The organism is Mesorhizobium sp. B4-1-3 (assembly GCF_006439355.1).
Lineage (GTDB): Bacteria > Pseudomonadota > Alphaproteobacteria > Rhizobiales > Rhizobiaceae > Mesorhizobium.
Window position 1 is genome coordinate 191,950 of record NZ_VFTG01000006.1, and the last position, 18,232, is coordinate 210,181.

Annotated in this window: 17 protein-coding genes; 1 reads left to right on the forward strand and 16 read right to left on the reverse strand. The window is 63.8% G+C overall.

The features are described 5' to 3' along the window. Window positions 1-35: 35 nt before the first annotated feature. The 12 genes from FJW06_RS11045 to FJW06_RS11100 form a co-directional block, all read right to left on the reverse strand. Window positions 36-1,121 carry a fatty acid desaturase family protein gene (locus FJW06_RS11045; protein ID WP_140751609.1) on the reverse strand — a complete coding sequence of 362 codons (1,086 nt, stop codon included), beginning with the start codon at window positions 1,119-1,121 and terminating at the stop codon, window positions 36-38. 82 nt (window positions 1,122-1,203) lie between these two features. Beyond that, window positions 1,204-2,385, reverse strand: coding sequence for an aldose 1-epimerase family protein (locus tag FJW06_RS11050; RefSeq protein ID WP_140751469.1), 1,182 nt, complete (start codon window positions 2,383-2,385; stop codon window positions 1,204-1,206). Between the two features lie 4 nt (window positions 2,386-2,389). Beyond that, complete coding sequence (locus FJW06_RS11055; protein WP_140751471.1) at window positions 2,390-3,166, reverse strand: ATP-binding cassette domain-containing protein; 777 nt, start codon at window positions 3,164-3,166, stop codon at window positions 2,390-2,392. A gap of 2 nt (window positions 3,167-3,168) precedes the next feature. After that, a complete protein-coding gene (locus FJW06_RS11060) occupies window positions 3,169-4,188 on the reverse strand; it encodes an ABC transporter permease (protein ID WP_181178228.1) in 1,020 nt (339 codons plus the stop codon). A 61-nt stretch (window positions 4,189-4,249) separates the two neighbouring features. Continuing rightward, window positions 4,250-5,194 (reverse strand): substrate-binding domain-containing protein, encoded by a 945-nt coding sequence (locus FJW06_RS11065; RefSeq protein ID WP_140751473.1) that lies wholly within the window; start codon window positions 5,192-5,194, stop codon window positions 4,250-4,252. A 64-nt stretch (window positions 5,195-5,258) separates the two neighbouring features. Further along, on the reverse strand, window positions 5,259-6,173 hold the full coding sequence (locus FJW06_RS11070) for a sugar phosphate isomerase/epimerase (protein ID WP_140751475.1): 915 nt from the start codon (window positions 6,171-6,173) through the stop codon (window positions 5,259-5,261). A gap of 35 nt (window positions 6,174-6,208) precedes the next feature. After that, window positions 6,209-7,297: a Gfo/Idh/MocA family oxidoreductase gene (locus tag FJW06_RS11075; protein WP_140751477.1), complete on the reverse strand. Its 1,089-nt coding sequence runs from the start codon at window positions 7,295-7,297 to the stop codon at window positions 6,209-6,211. Between the two features lie 35 nt (window positions 7,298-7,332). After that, complete coding sequence (locus FJW06_RS11080) at window positions 7,333-8,394, reverse strand: ABC transporter ATP-binding protein (protein WP_140751479.1); 1,062 nt, start codon at window positions 8,392-8,394, stop codon at window positions 7,333-7,335. A 3-nt stretch (window positions 8,395-8,397) separates the two neighbouring features. Then, entirely contained in the window at window positions 8,398-9,483 is a 1,086-nt protein-coding gene (locus FJW06_RS11085; protein ID WP_140751481.1) for an ABC transporter ATP-binding protein, read from the reverse strand. Further along, window positions 9,480-10,436, reverse strand: coding sequence for a sugar ABC transporter permease (locus FJW06_RS11090; protein ID WP_140751483.1), 957 nt, complete (start codon window positions 10,434-10,436; stop codon window positions 9,480-9,482). Before FJW06_RS11090 ends, FJW06_RS11085 begins: the two co-directional genes overlap by 4 nt. Beyond that, window positions 10,433-11,293 carry a carbohydrate ABC transporter permease gene (locus tag FJW06_RS11095; protein ID WP_140751485.1) on the reverse strand — a complete coding sequence of 287 codons (861 nt, stop codon included), beginning with the start codon at window positions 11,291-11,293 and terminating at the stop codon, window positions 10,433-10,435. The genes FJW06_RS11090 and FJW06_RS11095 overlap by 4 nt, the downstream gene beginning before the upstream one ends. An 80-nt stretch (window positions 11,294-11,373) precedes the next feature. Next, the gene (locus FJW06_RS11100; protein ID WP_140751487.1) at window positions 11,374-12,987 is read right to left on the reverse strand and encodes an extracellular solute-binding protein; all 1,614 of its coding nucleotides are present in this window, start codon (window positions 12,985-12,987) and stop codon (window positions 11,374-11,376) included. Window positions 12,988-13,337: 350 nt separating this feature from the next. On the opposite strand from FJW06_RS11100, the gene FJW06_RS11105 reads away from it, so the two are divergent. Continuing rightward, entirely contained in the window at window positions 13,338-14,366 is a 1,029-nt protein-coding gene (locus tag FJW06_RS11105; RefSeq protein ID WP_140751489.1) for a LacI family DNA-binding transcriptional regulator, read from the forward strand. Between the two features lie 33 nt (window positions 14,367-14,399). Here the strand turns inward: FJW06_RS11105 and FJW06_RS11110 are convergent, their stop codons facing one another. From FJW06_RS11110 to FJW06_RS11125, 4 genes are read right to left on the reverse strand one after another with little or no spacing between them, the layout of a single operon-like run. Beyond that, window positions 14,400-15,464 carry an ABC transporter ATP-binding protein gene (locus tag FJW06_RS11110; RefSeq protein ID WP_140751491.1) on the reverse strand — a complete coding sequence of 355 codons (1,065 nt, stop codon included), beginning with the start codon at window positions 15,462-15,464 and terminating at the stop codon, window positions 14,400-14,402. After that, the gene (locus FJW06_RS11115; protein ID WP_140751493.1) at window positions 15,464-16,252 is read right to left on the reverse strand and encodes an ABC transporter permease; all 789 of its coding nucleotides are present in this window, start codon (window positions 16,250-16,252) and stop codon (window positions 15,464-15,466) included. Before FJW06_RS11115 ends, FJW06_RS11110 begins: the two co-directional genes overlap by 1 nt. Continuing rightward, the gene (locus FJW06_RS11120; protein WP_140751495.1) at window positions 16,252-17,121 is read right to left on the reverse strand and encodes an ABC transporter permease; all 870 of its coding nucleotides are present in this window, start codon (window positions 17,119-17,121) and stop codon (window positions 16,252-16,254) included. Before FJW06_RS11120 ends, FJW06_RS11115 begins: the two co-directional genes overlap by 1 nt. A gap of 28 nt (window positions 17,122-17,149) precedes the next feature. Then, window positions 17,150-18,214 (reverse strand): ABC transporter substrate-binding protein, encoded by a 1,065-nt coding sequence (locus FJW06_RS11125; RefSeq protein WP_140751497.1) that lies wholly within the window; start codon window positions 18,212-18,214, stop codon window positions 17,150-17,152. Window positions 18,215-18,232: the final 18 nt, after the last annotated feature.

Here is an 18,232-nt window from a genome sequence, read left to right on the forward strand (position 1 = left end):
TGTCTCCAACCTTTCTCTGGATTGCTGCGCCGCCTCTATTCGGCGGCCGCGACCGTTATGTCGACATCGTGGAACTCGCCGCGATAGGGCTTGGCCGTCGGCGGCAATTCGCGCTTGAGATAGTAGTCCTCGTATTTCAGCTGCCTGAGCAGCACCGGCCAGACCTCGCGATAGGCGTGCCACATCGACGGGTTCGCCGCCGGCAGATCGTGCTTGATCAGTTCATGCAGCTTCGGCAGCGCGTGGTAGGGCACCATCGGGAACATGTGGTGCTCCACGTGGTAGTTCATGTTCCAGTAGATGAACCGGCTGACCGGGTTCATATAGACGGTGCGGGTGTTCAGCCGGTGGTCGGTGACGTTGTCGGCGAGCCCGATATGCTGCAACAACCCCGTCAGCACCATGTGCCAGGTGCCGTAGAGGCGCGGCAGGCCGATCAGCACCAGGGGTATCCATGACCGAAGCGCGATCGCGACAGCGATCGTCGCGACGTATACCGCCATGTGCCAGCGCGCCGCGACCACCGCTTTATGCTGCTCCATCTCGGGGATGTAGCTCTTCTCGTCGTCCGACAATGTGCCGAAGGCCTGGCGCACCAGCGTCGGCAGCGAATAGCGGAAATCGAGAATGCCGGTGAAGGCCAGTGCCGCCTTGAGCAAATCCGGCGGCCGCATCACCGCGATCTCGGCGTCGCGGCCGACGATGATGGTGTCGGTGTGGTGGCGCGCATGGCTCCAGCGCCATTGCACCGGATTGCGCATCAGCATGAACGAGGCGATCTGATAGACGAGATCGTTCATCCAGCGCGTGCGGAAGGCGGTGCCGTGGCCGCATTCGTGCCAGCGCGAGTCGCTCGACGAGCCGTAGAGCACGCCGTAGACGAATAGGAACGGCACGACCCACCACATGCCCCAGAACCAGACGATGCCGGCCGCCGAGCCCAGGATCGCGACGATCCAGATGATGGTGTCGCGGATCGCCGGCCCGTCGGAGCGCTGCATCAATTCCTTCATCGTCTTGCGCGGCACTTCGGTGTGGTACCACTCGGCCGAGGCAAGCCCGGTCTCGATCGCCCGACGCGTGCTTTCGCCGACAAGGCTGTAGTCGCGCTTTTTCGCCATCGTCACATCGGCCTCCAATCTTCACACAGCGCTGGCAATCCGGTCCGCCGGCCGGAGGGCTTGCTATGGATAGATGTCGCGGTCATGCCCTGCCCGCCAGTCTTGGGAACTTGCCGGAAGGGTGAGGATAATCCTGCTCGGGCTGGCGGACGATGGCCCGAATCCTGCGTTCTGCATCGGCGATCGCATCCTTGCCGTCGAGGACGCGGAACACTGCGTCATAGGCACGGGTCTCGCCATGCTCCAGCCAGATCATCTCGCCGCGCTCGCGCGCGGCAAGATTGCCGAGCACATGGTGCGTCGAGGGCTCGATGCCAAGCGCATACTGCCCGGCCTGGAAATTCTGCCACTCATAGCAGCAGGGCAATTGATCCTTGCGGGTGACGACCTCGAAGCCGAGGCCAAGCCGATCGTTGACGACGGCGACCGGCACCTCGCCCTCTGCGTCGGCGCCCATCTCATGCTGCCAGACCTGCTCGCTGAAGCCCAATTGCGGTGCCGGCACCGTGCGGTAACCGACCTTCTGCGCTTCGTAGCGCTCGCCGTCATGCGCGGCCCAGACCACGTCGCGGATCGGCGCAAGGTAGCGCGAGCCTTCGTCGAGCAGCGGATGCCCGACATTGACATGGTAGAAATACATATGCGGCGTGCGGCGGAAGCCGTGGTTGACGACGCGGTCCGATATGCGGATCTCGCTGCCGCCGACATCGGCCTCGATGCGGCGGATGAGATGCAGGTCCTCGCCGAACACGCTTGCCTGCTGGACGATGCCCTCCGCCCACAAGACGCAGCGGTCGCCGTCCCAGCTTTCGCCGTAACCGGTGAGCCGTGCCGGAATGGTGCTGACGCGCCCGTGCAGCGAATGCGTTACCGTCTTGCGTCCGGGATAATTGTAGTTCTCGGCCGGCACCTCGTTGCGGCCGAGAATATGGTCGAGGCCGCAGGTGACCAGCAGGCCGGAGAAGGATCGGCCCCAGGCAAAGCCGTCCTCGCCTTCATAATCATGCAGGCCCGGATTGCGGAAACCGGTCGACGAATGCCAGCCGATCGCCTGGCCCTTGTACTCGCAATCGGCGATGTCGAGCGCGCGGTCGATCAGCGCGGTGAAGCGCAGGCCCGAGCCGGTGCGGAATTCGAGCATGCGGATGCCGCGCTCGACGCCGTCGCCAAGCGTCATCAGCCGCACGCCGGCGAATTGCGTCAGCATGCCGGAGCGTTCGGCTACCTGCCGGCGCGAAAGCGTCTGTCCGTAGAGCTTCACCATGCCGTCACTGCGCTCTTTTCATCAGGGCCGACAGATCGGCGCCGGTTATCAGGCTTTCCACCGTCAGCAGGTCGGTGTCGGCGACCGTCTGTTCGGCGACGATCTCGCCGCGGCGCATGACGACGATGCGGTCGGCGACCTCGAACACATGGTGGATGTTGTGGGTGATCAAGAGCACCGAATGCCCGGCCGCGCGCATTTCCTTGACGAAGCGCAGCACGCCGTGTGTTTCCTCGACACCGAGATTGTTGGTCGGCTCGTCAAGTATGATCACCTTGGCGGCGAACTGCATGGCGCGTGAGATCGCGATCGACTGGCGCTCGCCGCCGGAGAGCGTCGAGACCAGCGCATCGGCGTCGAGCTTCTTCGAGATGCCGACGCGCTTCAGAAGTGCCGAGGCCGCATCGCGCAGCTTGGCGAGATCGAGCGGCGCGAACACGCCGAGCCATTTGAGATTGACCGGCTCGCGGCCGAGGAACAGGTTGCGCGCGATGCTGAGGTCAGGCGCAAGCGACGTGTCCTGATGGATGGTCTCGATGCCGAGGTCCATCGCCTCGCGCGTCGAGCGGATCGAGACCTTCTCGCCACGCACATAGATATCGCCGCGATCGATCGGGAAGACGCCCGAGATCGCCTTGATCAGCGTCGACTTGCCGGCGCCGTTGTCGCCGAGCAGCGCCACCACCTCGCCCTCCTTGAGCGTCAGCGAGGCGTTCTTCAGCGCGCGCACGCTGCCGAAGGATTTTTGTAAGTTCTGCAACCGGAGCACTTCCTGCATCATCGTCAGCTCCTTGCGGCGTTTTTCTGCAGCAGAGCGTGCAGGATGAGCATGGCGAGGATGATGACGCCGACGAAGATGTTGTAGGCGAGCCCAGGCACGCCGACGAGCACGATGCCGTTGCGGATCGCCCGCAGCATCAGCGCGCCGACGATGGTGCCGAGGATGGTGCCGCGGCCGCCGGTCAGCGCCGTGCCGCCGACCACGACCATGGCGATCACCTCGAGCTCATAGCCGGTTCCCGCCACCGGCGATGCCGCCGAGATGCGGAAAGCGCTGATCATCCCGGCAAGCCCGGCGAGCACGGAGGTCGCGATGAACAGCCAGATCTTGACCGCGTCGGCCGGCACGCCGCGCGCCACCGCCGCGTTTCGGTTGGAGCCGATGGCACTGATCCAGTTGCCGAGCTTGGCGTAGCGCAGCACATAGACCGCAAGCAGCGAGAGGCCGATGAACCACCAGAGCGAGGTGTAGAAGCGGAACGCGCCGATGTTGAAGCTGCCGGCGAGCAGCGTAACGAAGAAGCCCGGCTGGTCCCAGGATTTTAGCGGAAAGCCTTGCGTGATGTAGAGCGCGGCGCCGCGCACGATGAGCAGCATCGAGAGCGTCACCAGGAAGGACGAGATGCCGATCTTGGTGACGATCACGCCGTTGATAGCGCCGATCGCGATGCAGAGCAGCAGCCCGGCGAGCAGCGCCACGCCGATATCGACCCCGGCATTCTGCACCAGAAGCATCACCACCACCGGGGCGAGCGCGAACACCGCGCCGACCGACAGGTCGAATTCGCCGGCGGTCAGAAGCAGCGTCATGCCGAGCGCAATGATGCCGAGCTCCGGCAGGAACGCCATCATGTTGGAGATGTTGAGCGGCGACAGGAAATTGCCGTCGGCGACCGCGAACACCACCAGAAGCACGACAAGGATGACGAAGGAAGAGAATTGCGGCGATCGCATCAGGCTCGACTTGGCCTTCGCGTGCCCCGCGCCATCTTCCGCTGTGACTGTCCCGACTTGCTGGACCATGACTTGCTGAACCATGCTTTTCTGCATGGCGCCCGCCGCTGGAATGGCGGGCGCCTATTCCTTACTTCTTGTCGTAAAGCTTCAGGATCGGCTCGACGCTGGAGGCGTCATAGAGGCCGAATGTATGGATGTCATAGCCGATCGGCTCGCCCGAGGCGGCAAGACCGAGCAGCGCGACCGGCATGAAGCCTTGCGCCGACGGGTACTGCCAGGCGGCGGCGTTGACGAAGCCGTCCTTGACCGCCTGCGCCGTCTCCTTGGAATTGCCCCAGCCGACGACCGGGATCTTGCCCGCCGGTATGCCGGCGCCGTCGAACACCCGCTTGACGCTGGCCGCCACGGAATCGCCGAGCGCGATGATCGCCGGCGGATTGTTGGCGACCATGTAGTCGGTCATCTTGGCGATGATGCCGGCCGGATCGGTGCCGCAATCGACCACGTCATATTTGATGCCGAGCGGATCGAAGACGCCGGCGATGCCTTCCGTCTCGATCTGCTGGTAGCTGGCGCCGGGCACCTCGACCGGCAGGAACACCTTGTCGCCCTGCTTCACCATCTTGTGGTCGACGAGATATTTCGCCCAGATCGCGCCGGCTTCCTTGAGGTCGGCGCCGACATAGGCCTGGCGGCCGGTGGCCGGATCGTCCGTGTTGAAGAACACGATCGGTATGCCGGCCGCTTTTGCCGCCTTCACTTCCTCCGTCCACAGCCCGGGCTGCGCCGAGGTGGTGGCGATGCCGTCGGGCTTGGCGGCGAGCGCCGAGTTGAAGGCCTCCTTCTGCGCCGCCATGTCGCCGCCGCTGAAGGAAATCTTGCAGGTCACCTTGAGCTGATCGCAGGCCTTGGTCGCGCCGGCGTTCCAGTCGATCCAGAACGCATCCGACGGGCCGCCATGCGACAAGAGATAGAACGTCTTCTGGCCGTCTGCCGCCTGCGCGGCCGAGCCGAAGGCGATGCCGGCAAGCACGGTCGCCGCGGCCGCCAGCTTCAATCCAAACTTCAACATCTCGTTTCCTCCACTTATGTCGTGCAGGCAGGCGCCGCCGCGAACCGGCGGCGCCTGCGCAATCTCAGAGGCCGTTCTCGCGGAACTTGCCGTCGAGGAACTTCTTGGCGCGCGGCACGTCGTCTTCCGACAGGTGCTCGATGATCACCGGGATATTGGGATGCTTCTCGGCAAGACGCCTCAGGTAGAGGTCGTAGTTCAGCGAGCCGAGACCCGGCGCAGGTAGCTCGATCTCGCCGACACCGCGGAAGGTGTGGCTTTCCATCGCGTCGGCGTCGCCGATATCGGCATGCTTCTCCGACTTGTCGTCGCCTGAGCGCTTGACGTCCTTGGCATGGGCTATCTTGATCCTGTCGGTCAGCGTGTCGAAGACCTGGTTGAGGATCTGATCCATCCGATCGATGTTGTGGGTCTCGAAATAGTTGGTCGGGTCCATCAGAAGGCCGAGGCCGGGATGGTCGACCTGCGCGAACATTTTCACCGTCTCCTCGACCGAACCGACGACGTTGTTGACATAGGTCTCGAGCAGGAACACCGCGCCGTGGTCATAAGCCGTCTGGGCAAGGTCGGCGATCACCTTGCGGCATTCCTCGAAGCCTTCCTCGGTCTTGTTCTTCGGGTGATGCACCCAGTCGGACTCGGTGTTGTAGGTGCCGGTCTCCGAGATCACGTAAGGCGAGCCGAAATGGCGCGCGTTGCGAATGATCTCCTTGAGATAGCCGACGCGCTTCTCGCGCTCCGCCTTGTCCGGATGGATGATGTTCGTGTAGCCCGACACGCAGCAGACCGGCAGGTTGTGGTCGCGGAAGACATCCTGCACCTTCTTCGCCTTGTCCTTGGTGATCTGCCCGGCCGAGAGGTCGATGTCCTTGAAGTGCAGGTCGAGCTGCACCGTGTTGAAACCGAGCCCGCGGATCTTCTTCGCCGTCTCTTCGAGGCCGTACGGGAAATAGCCCGTGAAAATACCTGCCTGCATCATGATGTGAATTCCTCCTTGTAAGCGATTCAGTTGACTCAGTTTGTCGGGATTTCGGAAAGCTTGACCGTGCGGCCCGCCGCCATCGAGCGGTAGCCTGCCTCGACCAGCGCCATGGTCTTGACGTTGTCGGCGACGGAGAGCGCCGGCGGCGTGCCCGTCTTCACGGCATGCTGCAGCTGTTCCATCACGCCGATGAAGGCGTGCGGGAACCACATCGTCTCCCAGCTCGGGCTCACCCATTCGCCGCCGGTCGTCTCGGCCGAGGCGTAGGTCAATGTCGAGGCCGCGCCCGTCGGCCAGCCGATCGTGCCCTTGGCGACGCCCTTGGTGCCGTCGACGCGCCAGTTGATGTGCTGGTCGTCCTTGTAGCCTTCTTGCCGCGGGCCGGACCAAACGTCTTCGAGCGAGACGGCAAGCACGCCCGACGGGAAGCGCAGTGTCGAGACGGTGATTCCGTCGGAATGATCGAACTGGGTGCGCGGGTCCTTGCGCGTCAGCGTCGTGATCTCGTCAGGATCGCCGAACAGGAAACGCAACACGTCGAGGTGGTGCACGCTCATATTGGCGAGCGTCAGCCGGTCGTAGCCCTGGAGGAAGGTCTGCCAGTGCGGGATCGCGTGCATGTCGATCTGCGCGAAGACGATGTCGCCGAGCGCGCCGCTGTCGATGATCTGCTTCAATACGCGCATCGACTGGTCGTAGCGCATGTTCTGGTTGACCGAGAGTATCTTGCCGGCCTTCGCCGCCTCGTCGCGCAGCTTGACGGCCTCCTCGACCGACAGCGCCAAGGGCTTCTGCGCCAGAATAGCCTTGATGTGCTTCTGCTTCAGCGCATGGCGGATCAGCGCCGGCTGCTGGTCCGGTGGAAAGGCCAGGTCGATGATGTCGACATTCGTGTCCTCGATGAGCTGTTCCGGCGTGTCGTGAACGGTCGGAATGCCCCAGCGGGTCGCGACCTTCTCAGCATTCGCCTTGGTGCGCGAGGCGATCGCCACTACCGGGAAACCGGCTTCCTTGTAGGCCGCCAGATGGCATTCGGCCATGATCATGCCGGCGCCGACGCAACCGATCCTGTACTCTTTGGTGCGAACCTTGACGTCCGGCTCGAAGCCTTTTTCTGCCATCTCTTCCTCCCGAAATTCAGTGCTTACGGCCGCCGTCACAGCGCGCCTCCGTCCTGGCCGAAATAATGCACTTTGGCCGGCTCGCAGGATATCGCCACCATCGCATCCGGCCTGATGTCGGGCTGCCCGCGCAGCAATGCCCTGAGCCGGGCTTGTCCGGCTTCCATGGTCACCACGGTGTAGCCGCCGAGCGGCTCGACCTCGTACACCCGCGCCGGACGGCCGTCCTTCGTGTCGCTGTCTGTCCAGGGCCGGACCTTGATGTCTTCGGGTCTCAGCCCGATCTCGATGGCCTCGGCCGGCGCCTTGGCATCGTCAATGCGGATTGTCCCTTCGGCCGCCTCAATCCCGCTGGCGCCGCGCACCGACGGCAGGATGTTCATCATCGGCGATCCAAGCATGCGCGCCACATAGGCGCTGGCCGGACGGTCGTAGATTTCCGCCGGCGCGCCGATCTGCCTGATCCGGCCGTTCTCGAGGATCGCCATGCGGTCGGCGACCGACATCGCCTCCTCTTGGTCATGCGTGACATAGATCAGCGTCTTGCCGAGCTCGCGCTGGATGCGCTTCAGCTCGACGCGCGTCTCTTCGCGCAATCTGGCATCGAGCGCCGAGATCGGATCGTCCATCAGATATGCCGCCGGGTCGCGCACCAAAGCGCGCGCGATCGCCACGCGCTGCCGCTCGCCGCCGGAAAGCTGCGCCGGCGGCTTGTGTAGGATGTGGCCAATGTGGAGTTTTGCCGCGACATCGGCCAGCCGCTTCTCGATCTCGGCTTCCGCGACCTTCCGCTCGACCAGCGGGAAGCGGACATTGTCGCGCGCGCTCATATGCGGGAACAGCGCCAGGTTCTGGAACACCATGGCGACGTTGCGCTCGGCCGGCGAAACGCTGTTGACCGGCTTGCCGCCGATCAGGATCTCGCCCTGATCCGGCACTTCCAGGCCGAGCACCAGCCGCAGGATCGTCGACTTGCCCGACAGCGGCGGGCCGAAGAAGCAGAAGAACTCGTTGTCGTTGACGGTGAACGAGGCATCGTCGACGGCAAGCGTGTTGCCGTAGCGTTTGGTGACGTTCCGGAAAACGATATCGGCCATGGTTCACCCCGCCTTCACTGCGAGGCCGGTGGAAGCATCGAAGACGCGCACCGACGAGGCTGGCGGCGCCACCACCACCGTCTGCCCCACCGACAGCCCGACATCGTTCTCGAACACCGCCTTCATCGCGCCCTCGCCTTCGCCGAGATGGACAATGGTGCGCGCGCCGATCCGCTCGACGAAGCTCACCGGCATCGAGAGCCCGCGCTCGGCAAGCGCCACCTGCTCGGGCCGGAAGCCATAGAGCACGTCGCCACACACCGCGCGCGCGGCCGAAGCGAGTTCGTCCGGCAAGGGCGGCGTGACGCCGAGCGGTCCCAGATCGATGACCAGCCCGCGGTCGCTCTCTGCCGGCCTGCCCTTCAGCAGGTTCATGCCCGGAGCGCCGATGAAGCGCGCGACGAAGACATTGGCCGGATTGTTGTAAACCTCGAGCGGCGTGCCGACCTGCTGCAGCACGCCATGATCCATCACCGCGATGCGGTCGGCCATGGTCATGGCTTCGAGTTGGTCGTGCGTCACATAGACCATGGTCTGTTTGAACTGGCGCTGCAGCTGCTTGAGCTCGGTGCGCATCACCGCACGGAAGGCGGCGTCGACATTCGAGAGCGGCTCGTCGAGCAGGAAGATCGCCGGCTCCATGATCGCCGAGCGGCCGATCGCCACGCGCTGCAGGATGTTGACCGAAAGCCGGTTGGCCTTGCGGTCGAGCAGCGGGGAAAGCTGCAACATCTCGGCGATGGCGCCGACGCGGCGGTCGATCTCGGCCTTGGCGGCGCCGCGCATCTTCGGGCCGTAGGCCAGATTCTGGCGCACCGTCATATGGGTGAAGATGGCATAGTTCTGGAACACGAAGCCGACGCCGCGCCGCCCCATCGGCACGCCGGCCATATCGCGCTCGCCGAACAGGATCTTGCCGCTGGTCGGCTCCTCCATGCCGGCGATCATGTTCATCGTCGTCGACTTGCCGCAGCCCGACGGTCCGAGCAGCGCCATGAACTCGCCATCGGCGATTTCGAGATCCATCGTCTTCAGCGCGGTGAAGTCGCCGAACGTCTTGGTGAGGTTCTTGAGGTGGATCGCGCTCATGCCTGCACCTCCCGCGCCTTCGCCATGCGCTTCATGGCGTAGACCGCGACGATTGAAAGCACGATCAGGATCGCCAGCGCGATCGCCGCCACATAGCCCCAGATCAGATCCTGCGTGGTGACCTTGTAGATGTAGACGGAGATCGTCTCGGTGGCGACGCCGGGGCCGCCTCCGGTCATGATGTAGAGCGTATCGAAGATCTTGAAATTCTCGATCACCCTTATCGCCAGCGCGATGATGATGATCGTCTTCATCTTCGGCAACACGATGGTGACGAAGCGCTGCCAGGCGTTGGCGCCGAGCAGGGTCGCCGCCTTCATCTGGTCCTCCGGCACGCCGACGAGGCCGGCGAGCAGGATCAAGAACATCAGCGGCGTCCACTGCCAGATGTCGGCGATCATGACCGCGATCAGCGCCAGGTTCGGATCCGACAGCCAGGCGACGGTCACCGGCGCGCCGACGATGCGCGACAGGATGTCGTTCACCGGGCCGCCCGACTGGAACAGCATGAAGAACATGTAACCGGCGACCGCCGGCACGACCATCATCGGCATCAAGAGGATCGAATAGAAGATGCGCTTGCCGGGAAAATCGTCCGCGAACAGCGTCGCCAGCGCGAGGCCCAGCAGGAACTCCGCCGGCACGCAGACAAGCATGACGATCGCCGTGCGCTGCAGCGCGCTCCAGAAGCGCGTGTCGGCCGCGAGGTCGGTGTAGTTGGCGAAACTGTTCCACATCTCCCAGGCATTCCACCAGCCGACGCCCGAAAGCGGCGACCAGTCGGTGACGCTGATGTAGAGCTGCATCAGAAGCGGAAAGGCCGAGATGAACAGCACCAGGATCTGCGCCGGCAAAGTCAGGCGGAAGCCCAGCCGCGTGCCCTCGTCAGGCGCGACGGACTTTGTCCGCGCGTCCATCTTGTCCTCCGAAATCGTCGCCGTCGCCGCACTCATTGCTTGAGCGCTCCGAAGGTCAGCCCGCGCACCAGGTGACGCTGGATGGCGATGCCCATGATCACCGGCGGCACCGCGGCGATCAGGCCGAGCGCGGCCTTGGCGCCGTAGAGCTGCCCGGTCATCGAGGAGGACAGCGATGCCATGTAGACAGGGATCGTCACCCATTCGCGCGTCGTCAGCAGCAGCGCGATCAGATAGTCCGACCAGTTGAGGATGAAGACGAAGAGCGCGGCGCTCGCCAGCGGCGCGCGCATCATCGGCAGCGTGATGCGGGTGAAGACGCGCAGCCGCGAGCAGCCCTCGACCAGGGCGGCCTCCTCGATCTCGCGCGGCATGTCGTCGAAGAAGGTCTTCATCAGCCAGAAGGCGAAGGGCAGCGTGACGATGCCGTAGATCAGCGCCAGCCCCCACCAGGTGTCGTTGAGATTGAGGAAGGCCCACATGATCATCACCGGGATCATGACCGCCATCGGCGGAAACAGCCTGAGCTGGATCAGCGCCAGCGGCAGGTTCTGGCCGGAGCCGAAGCGCGACAGGCCGTAGCCCGCTGCGGTGCCCGCCGACATGGCGATCACGGTTCCGAACACCGCAGAAAGCAGCGACGACAAGATCGGCTTCACCGCCGTATGGTCGAGCGCGACGATCAGGTCGTTGGTGGAGTGGCCGAACACGAACTGGAAATTGGCAAGCGTCGGCTGCTTCGGCCACCAGGTCAGGTCGGCGCCGGTCGCCGACCATTCGCCGATCGGCTTGAAAGCCATCGACACCATCCACAGGATCGGCACCAGCGTCACCCCCATCGCCGCGAGGATCGCGGCGTAGCGGAATAGCTCGAAGGAAATTGAACGCTTCATCTGGCTGCTTTGCTGGTGGCGTTGGGAAGGAGGGGAAGAGCTGACGCCCCTCCCCTCCGGTTCTGATCCAGGGAGACGGATCAGCTGATCGGATCGAGAACCGTGGGCCAGGCCTCCTTGTTGGTCTTGATGGCTTCGAGGAGCTTGTCCTCGCCGATGCGCCGCGCGATCTTCTTCCATTCGCGTTCGGTATCGGCCATCGCCTGCTCCGGCGCCTTGGCCTTGGTCAGCGAGGCCACGAGGTTCTCGTCGAGCGCGTTGTGGAAGGCCGTGGCGCCGGGATAGTTGATGGTCGGCACCGTGCGGGCCACCGTCTCGCGCACCACATCCATATGGTAGGCGTGATAGGTCTGGCGTACGAGCGGATCGGAGAAGTCCGAGAGCCGGAACGGATCGAGATAGCCGCCGGGATTGGCGCTCATCCAGGCATAGATGCGCGCCGAGCCGAGCCACTGCAGCAGCAAGTAGGCGGCCTCCGGATTCTTCGACTGCGACGAGACCATGCCGGTCAGCGAGAACCACAGCACCGAGCGGCTGATCAATTTGCCGTCGATCTCGCGACCGGGCGGCAGCATCGAGCCGATCTTGCCGGTGACGGCCGAATCCTTGTTGCCGGCGTTGTCGAGGAATTTCGGCAGGTTGGAGAAGGCGCAGGTCATCGCAGCGCCCCCCTTGGCGAAATTGCCATACTGTTCCGGCCAGCCCCACGAGATCGCGTCCGGCGAATGATGCGCCAGCGACTCCACATATTCCTTGGTGGCGGCGATGCCTTGCTCGGAATTGATCAGCGGCTTGCCGTCGTCGCCGAACAGGAACTGGTTGGGCGAGGCCATCGAGACGTAGCGCTGGTACCAGTTGGTGTAGCCCCAGCCCTGGTTGCGCAGGTCGGTCGAGCCGAACAGGCCCTTGTCCGGCCGCTGGAAGAAGGCCGCGACGTCGCTGTGCTGCTTCCAGGTCTTCGGCGGCGCGAGGTCGTAGCCGTATTTGTCCTTGAAGGCTTTCTGCTCGGCGGCATCGCTGAACAGATCGGTGCGATAGACCCAGGTCTGAAAGTCGCCGTCGAGCGACACGCCATAGGTCGAGCCGCGATACTGGTTGAGCAGCGACACGCCCTTGGCGCCATTGACGTAACCCTGCTTCGGGTCGTCCCATTCCGGCTTGTGCTTGGCGACGAAGTCGTCGAGCTTGGCGATACCGCCGGTCTCGGCGAGATCGCCGAGCCGGTTCCATTCGGTCGAATAGATGTCGTAGGCCCCACCCTTGGTGGAGATGTCCTGCATCGTCTTGGTGAATTCCTGGCCGTTCGGCAGGCCGACGATCTCGATCTGGATGCCGGTTTCCTTTTCCCACAGGTCCTTGATCGACGGCGCACCGGCCGGAAAAGGCTTGGTCAGTTGGCCGATCGAGCCGTCAGACAGGCCCAGCACGATCTTCGTCGGCGCCTTGCCAGCCGCCTTAAGCGCCTTGGCCGCCTCGACCGCGCGTCCTTCCGGCGTGTCGGGTCCGTATTGATAGCGCTCGGCGCCGTCGAAGCCGGTCGGCCCACCGATCATGCCGGGCGCCAGCGCGTCCGCCGCGAAAGCGCGGCCGGGACGAATGAACTGCGGTGCAATACCGGTCGCGGCGACGAACACCGCGGCCTTTCCTCCGGACGCCAGCAGGCGGCGCCGCGACATGCGGATCAAATGAGACATCGAATTCCTCCCTCGGGGCCTGTTCCTCCATGGCCCACGTGAGGGATATTGACGACAGCACGTGAAGCCTGTCAACATCATAAATACTCAAAACACGTCATAAGGTCGCAAATGAGGCAGATAATGCAGTCCACCATACCCGCCACCTCACCCCCATTGCTTGGATTTGAGGGATTCTTGCCGCGACCTGACCGGCTTGAGCCGACCTTCGCGCCTTGTGTACCGTGCCGGCTTGCGCGCAAGCCAAGGGCGGTTACATCATTTCACATCAGAATCGCGGTCGCCGCTGAGGCGTTCTCCGGAACTGAGTGAAAGCTACGTGATTTTGATGTTGCGGTGAGGTGCTCGACGTGCGGTCAACCCTGACAGATATAGCCCGGGAAGCCGGCGTTTCTCCAGCCACGGTCGACCGTGTGCTGAACAACCGGCCGGGCGTGCGCGCCCGCACCCGCGAAATCGTCATCGAGATGGCGCAGCGCCTGGGCTACATCGCCGAAACATCGAACGGGAGCCAATACCGCGCGGTGCAGGGACAGACGATCAGGCTCGATTTCGCGCTGCCGGCCGGCACCAACTCCTTCATCAAGCTCCTGCACCGGCACATCGAGACGCAAGCACTGACGCGGCCCGATCTCGACGTGCGCGTGACGACCATCGAAGGCTTCAATCCCGACCGCCTCGCCCGCCTGCTGCAGGACCTACATGGCCAGACGCAAGGCGTCGGTGTCATCGCGCTCGACCACCCGACCGTCCGCGAGGCGATCCGCTCGCTGTCGGCGAGCGAAATCAAGGTCGTCACCATCGCCTCCGACATCCTGCATGTGCCGAGGGTCGCCTATATCGGCATTGACAACCGCGCCGCGGGCCGGCTGGCCGGCTATCTGCTCAATCGCTTCATGGGCGCAGGGCGTCCGGGCAAGGTCGCGCTGTTCGCCGGCTCGCTCGCCTATCGCGGCCATGAGGAGCGCGAGATGGGGTTCCGCCACATCGTCGCCGAGGAAGCTCCCAACCTCGAGATCGTCGAGATGCGTGAAATGCTCGACGACCGCGAGAAGGCCTATTCGGAAGCCTCCGCCTTGCTCGAGCGCCACCCCGACCTCGCCGCGATCTACAATGTCGGCGCCGGCAACACCGGCATCGCCCGCGCGCTGAAGGAGCGCGGACGCGCGAAGGAGATCATCTTCCTCGGCCATGAGGTGACGGACGGCACCAAGGAGCTTTTGCTCGACGGCACGCTCGACGCGGTGATCGACCAGAACCCGCGTGTCGAGGCCAGGGAAGCGCTCAACATTCTGTCGCACTCCGTCAAGGGCTTGCCCTATGAGCTCCACCAGCCGCGGCTGCAGGTGATCTTCCGCGAGAGCATCCCGGAGATTTGAACCGTCTCCGCCTGGCTTCGAGGATCGGCAGCCTCAGGCCGCGATCAGCACCGTGCTGTCCGGGGACCATGTGAGCACGACAGGCTGACCTTCCGCCAATCTTTCGGTGCCGGTGTTCTGGACGATGACCTTCAGCGTCTGGCCGTCGCGCTCGACGAAATAGGTGCTGTTGTTGCCGGCGAAGATGCGCTTCGAAACCCGCCCTTTGAGCGTGTTGGCATTCGCTGGATCGGACGTTGTCGCACCGGTCGAGATCCGGATGCGCTCCGGCCGCACGGCACAGCTCGCCTTGGCGCCGGCCGGCACCGATGCGCCTGTCGAAGCCGCGATTGTCGTGCCGTCCGGCAGCTTGATCCCAGAGCCGGTCGCATCGCCGCGTAAGATGTTGGCGTCGCCGAGGAAGGTCGCGGCGAACTCGCTTTGCGGCCGGTCGTAGATCTCTTCCGGCGGCCCCTCTTGCACCAGCCTGCCGTCGCGCAGGATGCCGATGCGGTCGCTCATCGTCAGCGCCTCTTCCTGGTCGTGGGTGACGAAGATGGTGGTGATGCCGATCTCGCGCTGGATGCGCTTCAGCTCGATCTGCATGTCGACGCGAAGCGCCTTGTCGAGCGCGCCGAGCGGCTCGTCGAGCAGGAGCACGCGCGGCTTAGTGACAATGGCGCGCGCCAGCGCCACGCGCTGGCGCTGGCCGCCGGAGAGCTGGTGCGGCCTGCGGCCGCCGAGCTTGCCCAGCTGCACGAGATCGAGTGCGCGCTGCACTTCCGTGGCGATCGTCGCCTTCGGCTCGCCGCGCACCGACAGGCCGAAGGCAACATTGTCGGCGACGCTCATGTTCGGGAACAGCGCATAGTTCTGGAACACCATGCCGATGCGCCGCTTTTCGACCGGCACGCGCTCGACGCTCTCGCCGCCGATGGCGATGCGGCCGCTGTCCGGAAAGTCGAAGCCGGCGATCTGCCGGAGAAGCGTTGTCTTGCCGCTGCCCGAAGGTCCGAGCAGCGCGTAGAAGCCGCCATCGGCGAAATCGATCGAGACATCGTCCAGCGCCTTGTGCGCGCCGAAACTGCGGGAGACGTTCGCGACCTGGACGCCTGCCATTATTTCTCTCCGCCGAACTTGAAGAAGCGTGCCGTGAGCAGCATCAGCGCCATCGACACGACAATGATGATCGTCGACACCGCGTTGATTTCGGGCGTGAAGCCTTTGCGGATCGCGGCATAGATTTCGACCGGCAACGTCGTCTGGCCGGGCGTCGACAGGAAGTAGGACACGACGAACTGGTCAAACGAAACGGCGAAGGCGAACAGTCCGCCGGCGATCACGCCGGGCATGATCCACGGCAAGGTGACCCGCATGGTCACCTGCCACTGGTTGGCTCCTAGCGAGCGCGCCGCCTCCTCCAGCTCCGGCGCGAAGGTCTGCAGCCGCGCGGAGACGACGACGATCACATAAGGCAGCGCCAGCGCGACATGGCCGAGCAGGATGGCCGCCAGGCCGCGCCCGATGCCGACGCCGAAGAAGAAGATCAGCATCGCCGTGCCGGTGATCAGCCACGGAATGGCGATAGGCGGGAAGAGCAGCGCCTGCAGGAATTTCTTGCCGCGGAACTCATAGCGGTAGAGCGCGAGCGAGGCCATCGAGCCAAGCACCGTCGAGATCAACGTGGTGATGATTGCGATCTCGATGCTGTTCCAGGTCGCCGCGATCAGCTGATCGTTCTGCCACAGCGAGGCGTACCAGTCCGTCGTCCATTCGAACGGCAACTGGTAGAAGGGCGAGGCGTTGAAGGACATCGCCGCCATGATGATGATGGGCAGATAGAGGAAGCCGAGCAAAAGCACGATGTAGAAGCGCCCGAGCCCTTCGAGGATACGCGTCGTCGCCATCAGCCTGTCCTCCGCAGGACGGGTGCCGCCAGCGCCAGGATGATCAGCACCACGGCGAGGAGGATGAAGGAGAGCGCCGCGCCCAGCGGCCAGTTGAAGACGGCGACGAACTGGTCCTCGATGACCGTGCCGTAGAAGGTGCCAGTGCGGCCGCCGAGGATGCGCGGTTCCATGAAGGAGCCGACGACCGGCACGAAGATCAGCGCGGCACCGGCGACAAGGCCCGGCATCGACAGCGGGATAATCACCCGCCACAACACCTGCCGCCGCGACGCGCCGAGCGAGCGGCCGGCCTCGATCAGCGAGTCGTCGATGGCCTGCAGCGTAAGATAGCAGGTCAGCACCATATAGGGCACGTAGGAGTGCACAAGGCCGATGATGACGGCGGGATAGGAATACATCAGATCGATATTGATCTTGAACGGCAGCACCGCGTTCAACGCCGTATCGAGGATGCCGCCTTCGCGCAGCACCATCGCCCAGGAGAAGATGCGCACGAGACCGTTCGACCAGAACGGCAGGATGACGAGCAGGAAGATCGCCTCGCGGCTTCGCCCTTTAAGCACCTTAGCCAGCACATAAGCCGCCGGATAGCCGATGACGACGCACCACAGCGTCACTTCGAGGCCGAGCCGCAGCGATGAAAGCAGAAGCCGCGAATAGAGGCTCTGAGAAAAAAAGGCGGCGTAGTTGCCGAGCGTGAACGACCATTCCTTTCCAGCCAGCGGCAGGTCGGTCATGAACGAGAAAAAGAACATGGCCGATAGCGGCAAGAAGATCGCCACCGTCAACCACAGATAGGCGGGAAGGAGAAGCGGCAGCGCCGGCTTCAGTCCGCGACGCGAACCGATCGCAAGCTGGTCAGCCATTCTGCCTCTCCTCCCCGAAAGACGCCTATTACTTCACGTTGACCTTCAGCTCCTGCCACAGCGCCAGGTATTTTTCGCGCTGCTCGTCGGTGATCGGCGCCTGGAACTGGATACGCTTGGCGACATCCGGGCTGCCCATGACCTTGCGGTTGAAGGCATCTTCGGGCAGCGCCTCGACGGCCTTGGTATTGGCCGAAACCGGCGCGCCGACCTTGGTGACCCATTCGACATAGAATTTCGGGTCGATCATGTAGTTGATGAAGGCTTCAGCGCCGGCGACGTTCTTGGAGCCGACGGGAATCGAGAACGCGTCGAGCCAGGCGACGGCGCCTTCCTGCGGGATGACCAGCGAGACCGGCAGCTTGAAATGCGTCTTGGCACGATCCGCCGAGCCGCTCCAATAGGTGCCGATGTCGATCTGGTTGGAGGCGACCATCTGGTTCCAGTCGTTCTCCGAGCTCCAGAAGGTCTTGATCTGCGGCATCAGCGAGGTGAGCTTCGCCTTGACTGCATCCATATCCTTGATGTCGTTGATGTTCTGCCCCGAAGCGATCGCGCCGAACTGCACCGCCTCGACGGCGTCGTCGCGGATGATGACGCGGCCCTTATGCGCCGGGTTCCACATCTCGGCGATGCTCGTCGGCGGCTTGTCGAAGGATTTTTCGTTGATGGCCAGAGCCGTCAGGCCCCACACCCACGGCACGCCATACACCTTGCCGTCATGATTGAGCATCGGCGAGCTGGCCTTGTCCTTGGCGATATCGGCATAGTTAGAGAGCTTCGAGACATCGATCGGCTGGATCAGCTTGCCGGCCATCGCCTGGTCGTTGAAGGCGGCGTTGATCATGACGACGTCGTAGAGGCCGGGATTGGTGCGGATTTTGGTCAGCATCTCCTGTTCGGAGTTGAAGAAGTCGTTGACCACCTTGAAGCCGGTCGCCTTCTCGAAATTGGCGACCGCCCAGGGCTCGTCGGCGCCATAGCCTTTCCAGTTGAGCACATGCACTTCCTCGGCGGCTTGTGCGGCCAGCGTGAAGGCGGAGACGAAGACGGCCGTCGCCGTAAGCAATGCAGTCAGTCTGGGCATGCGCATGTTCTTTTCCTCTCATTG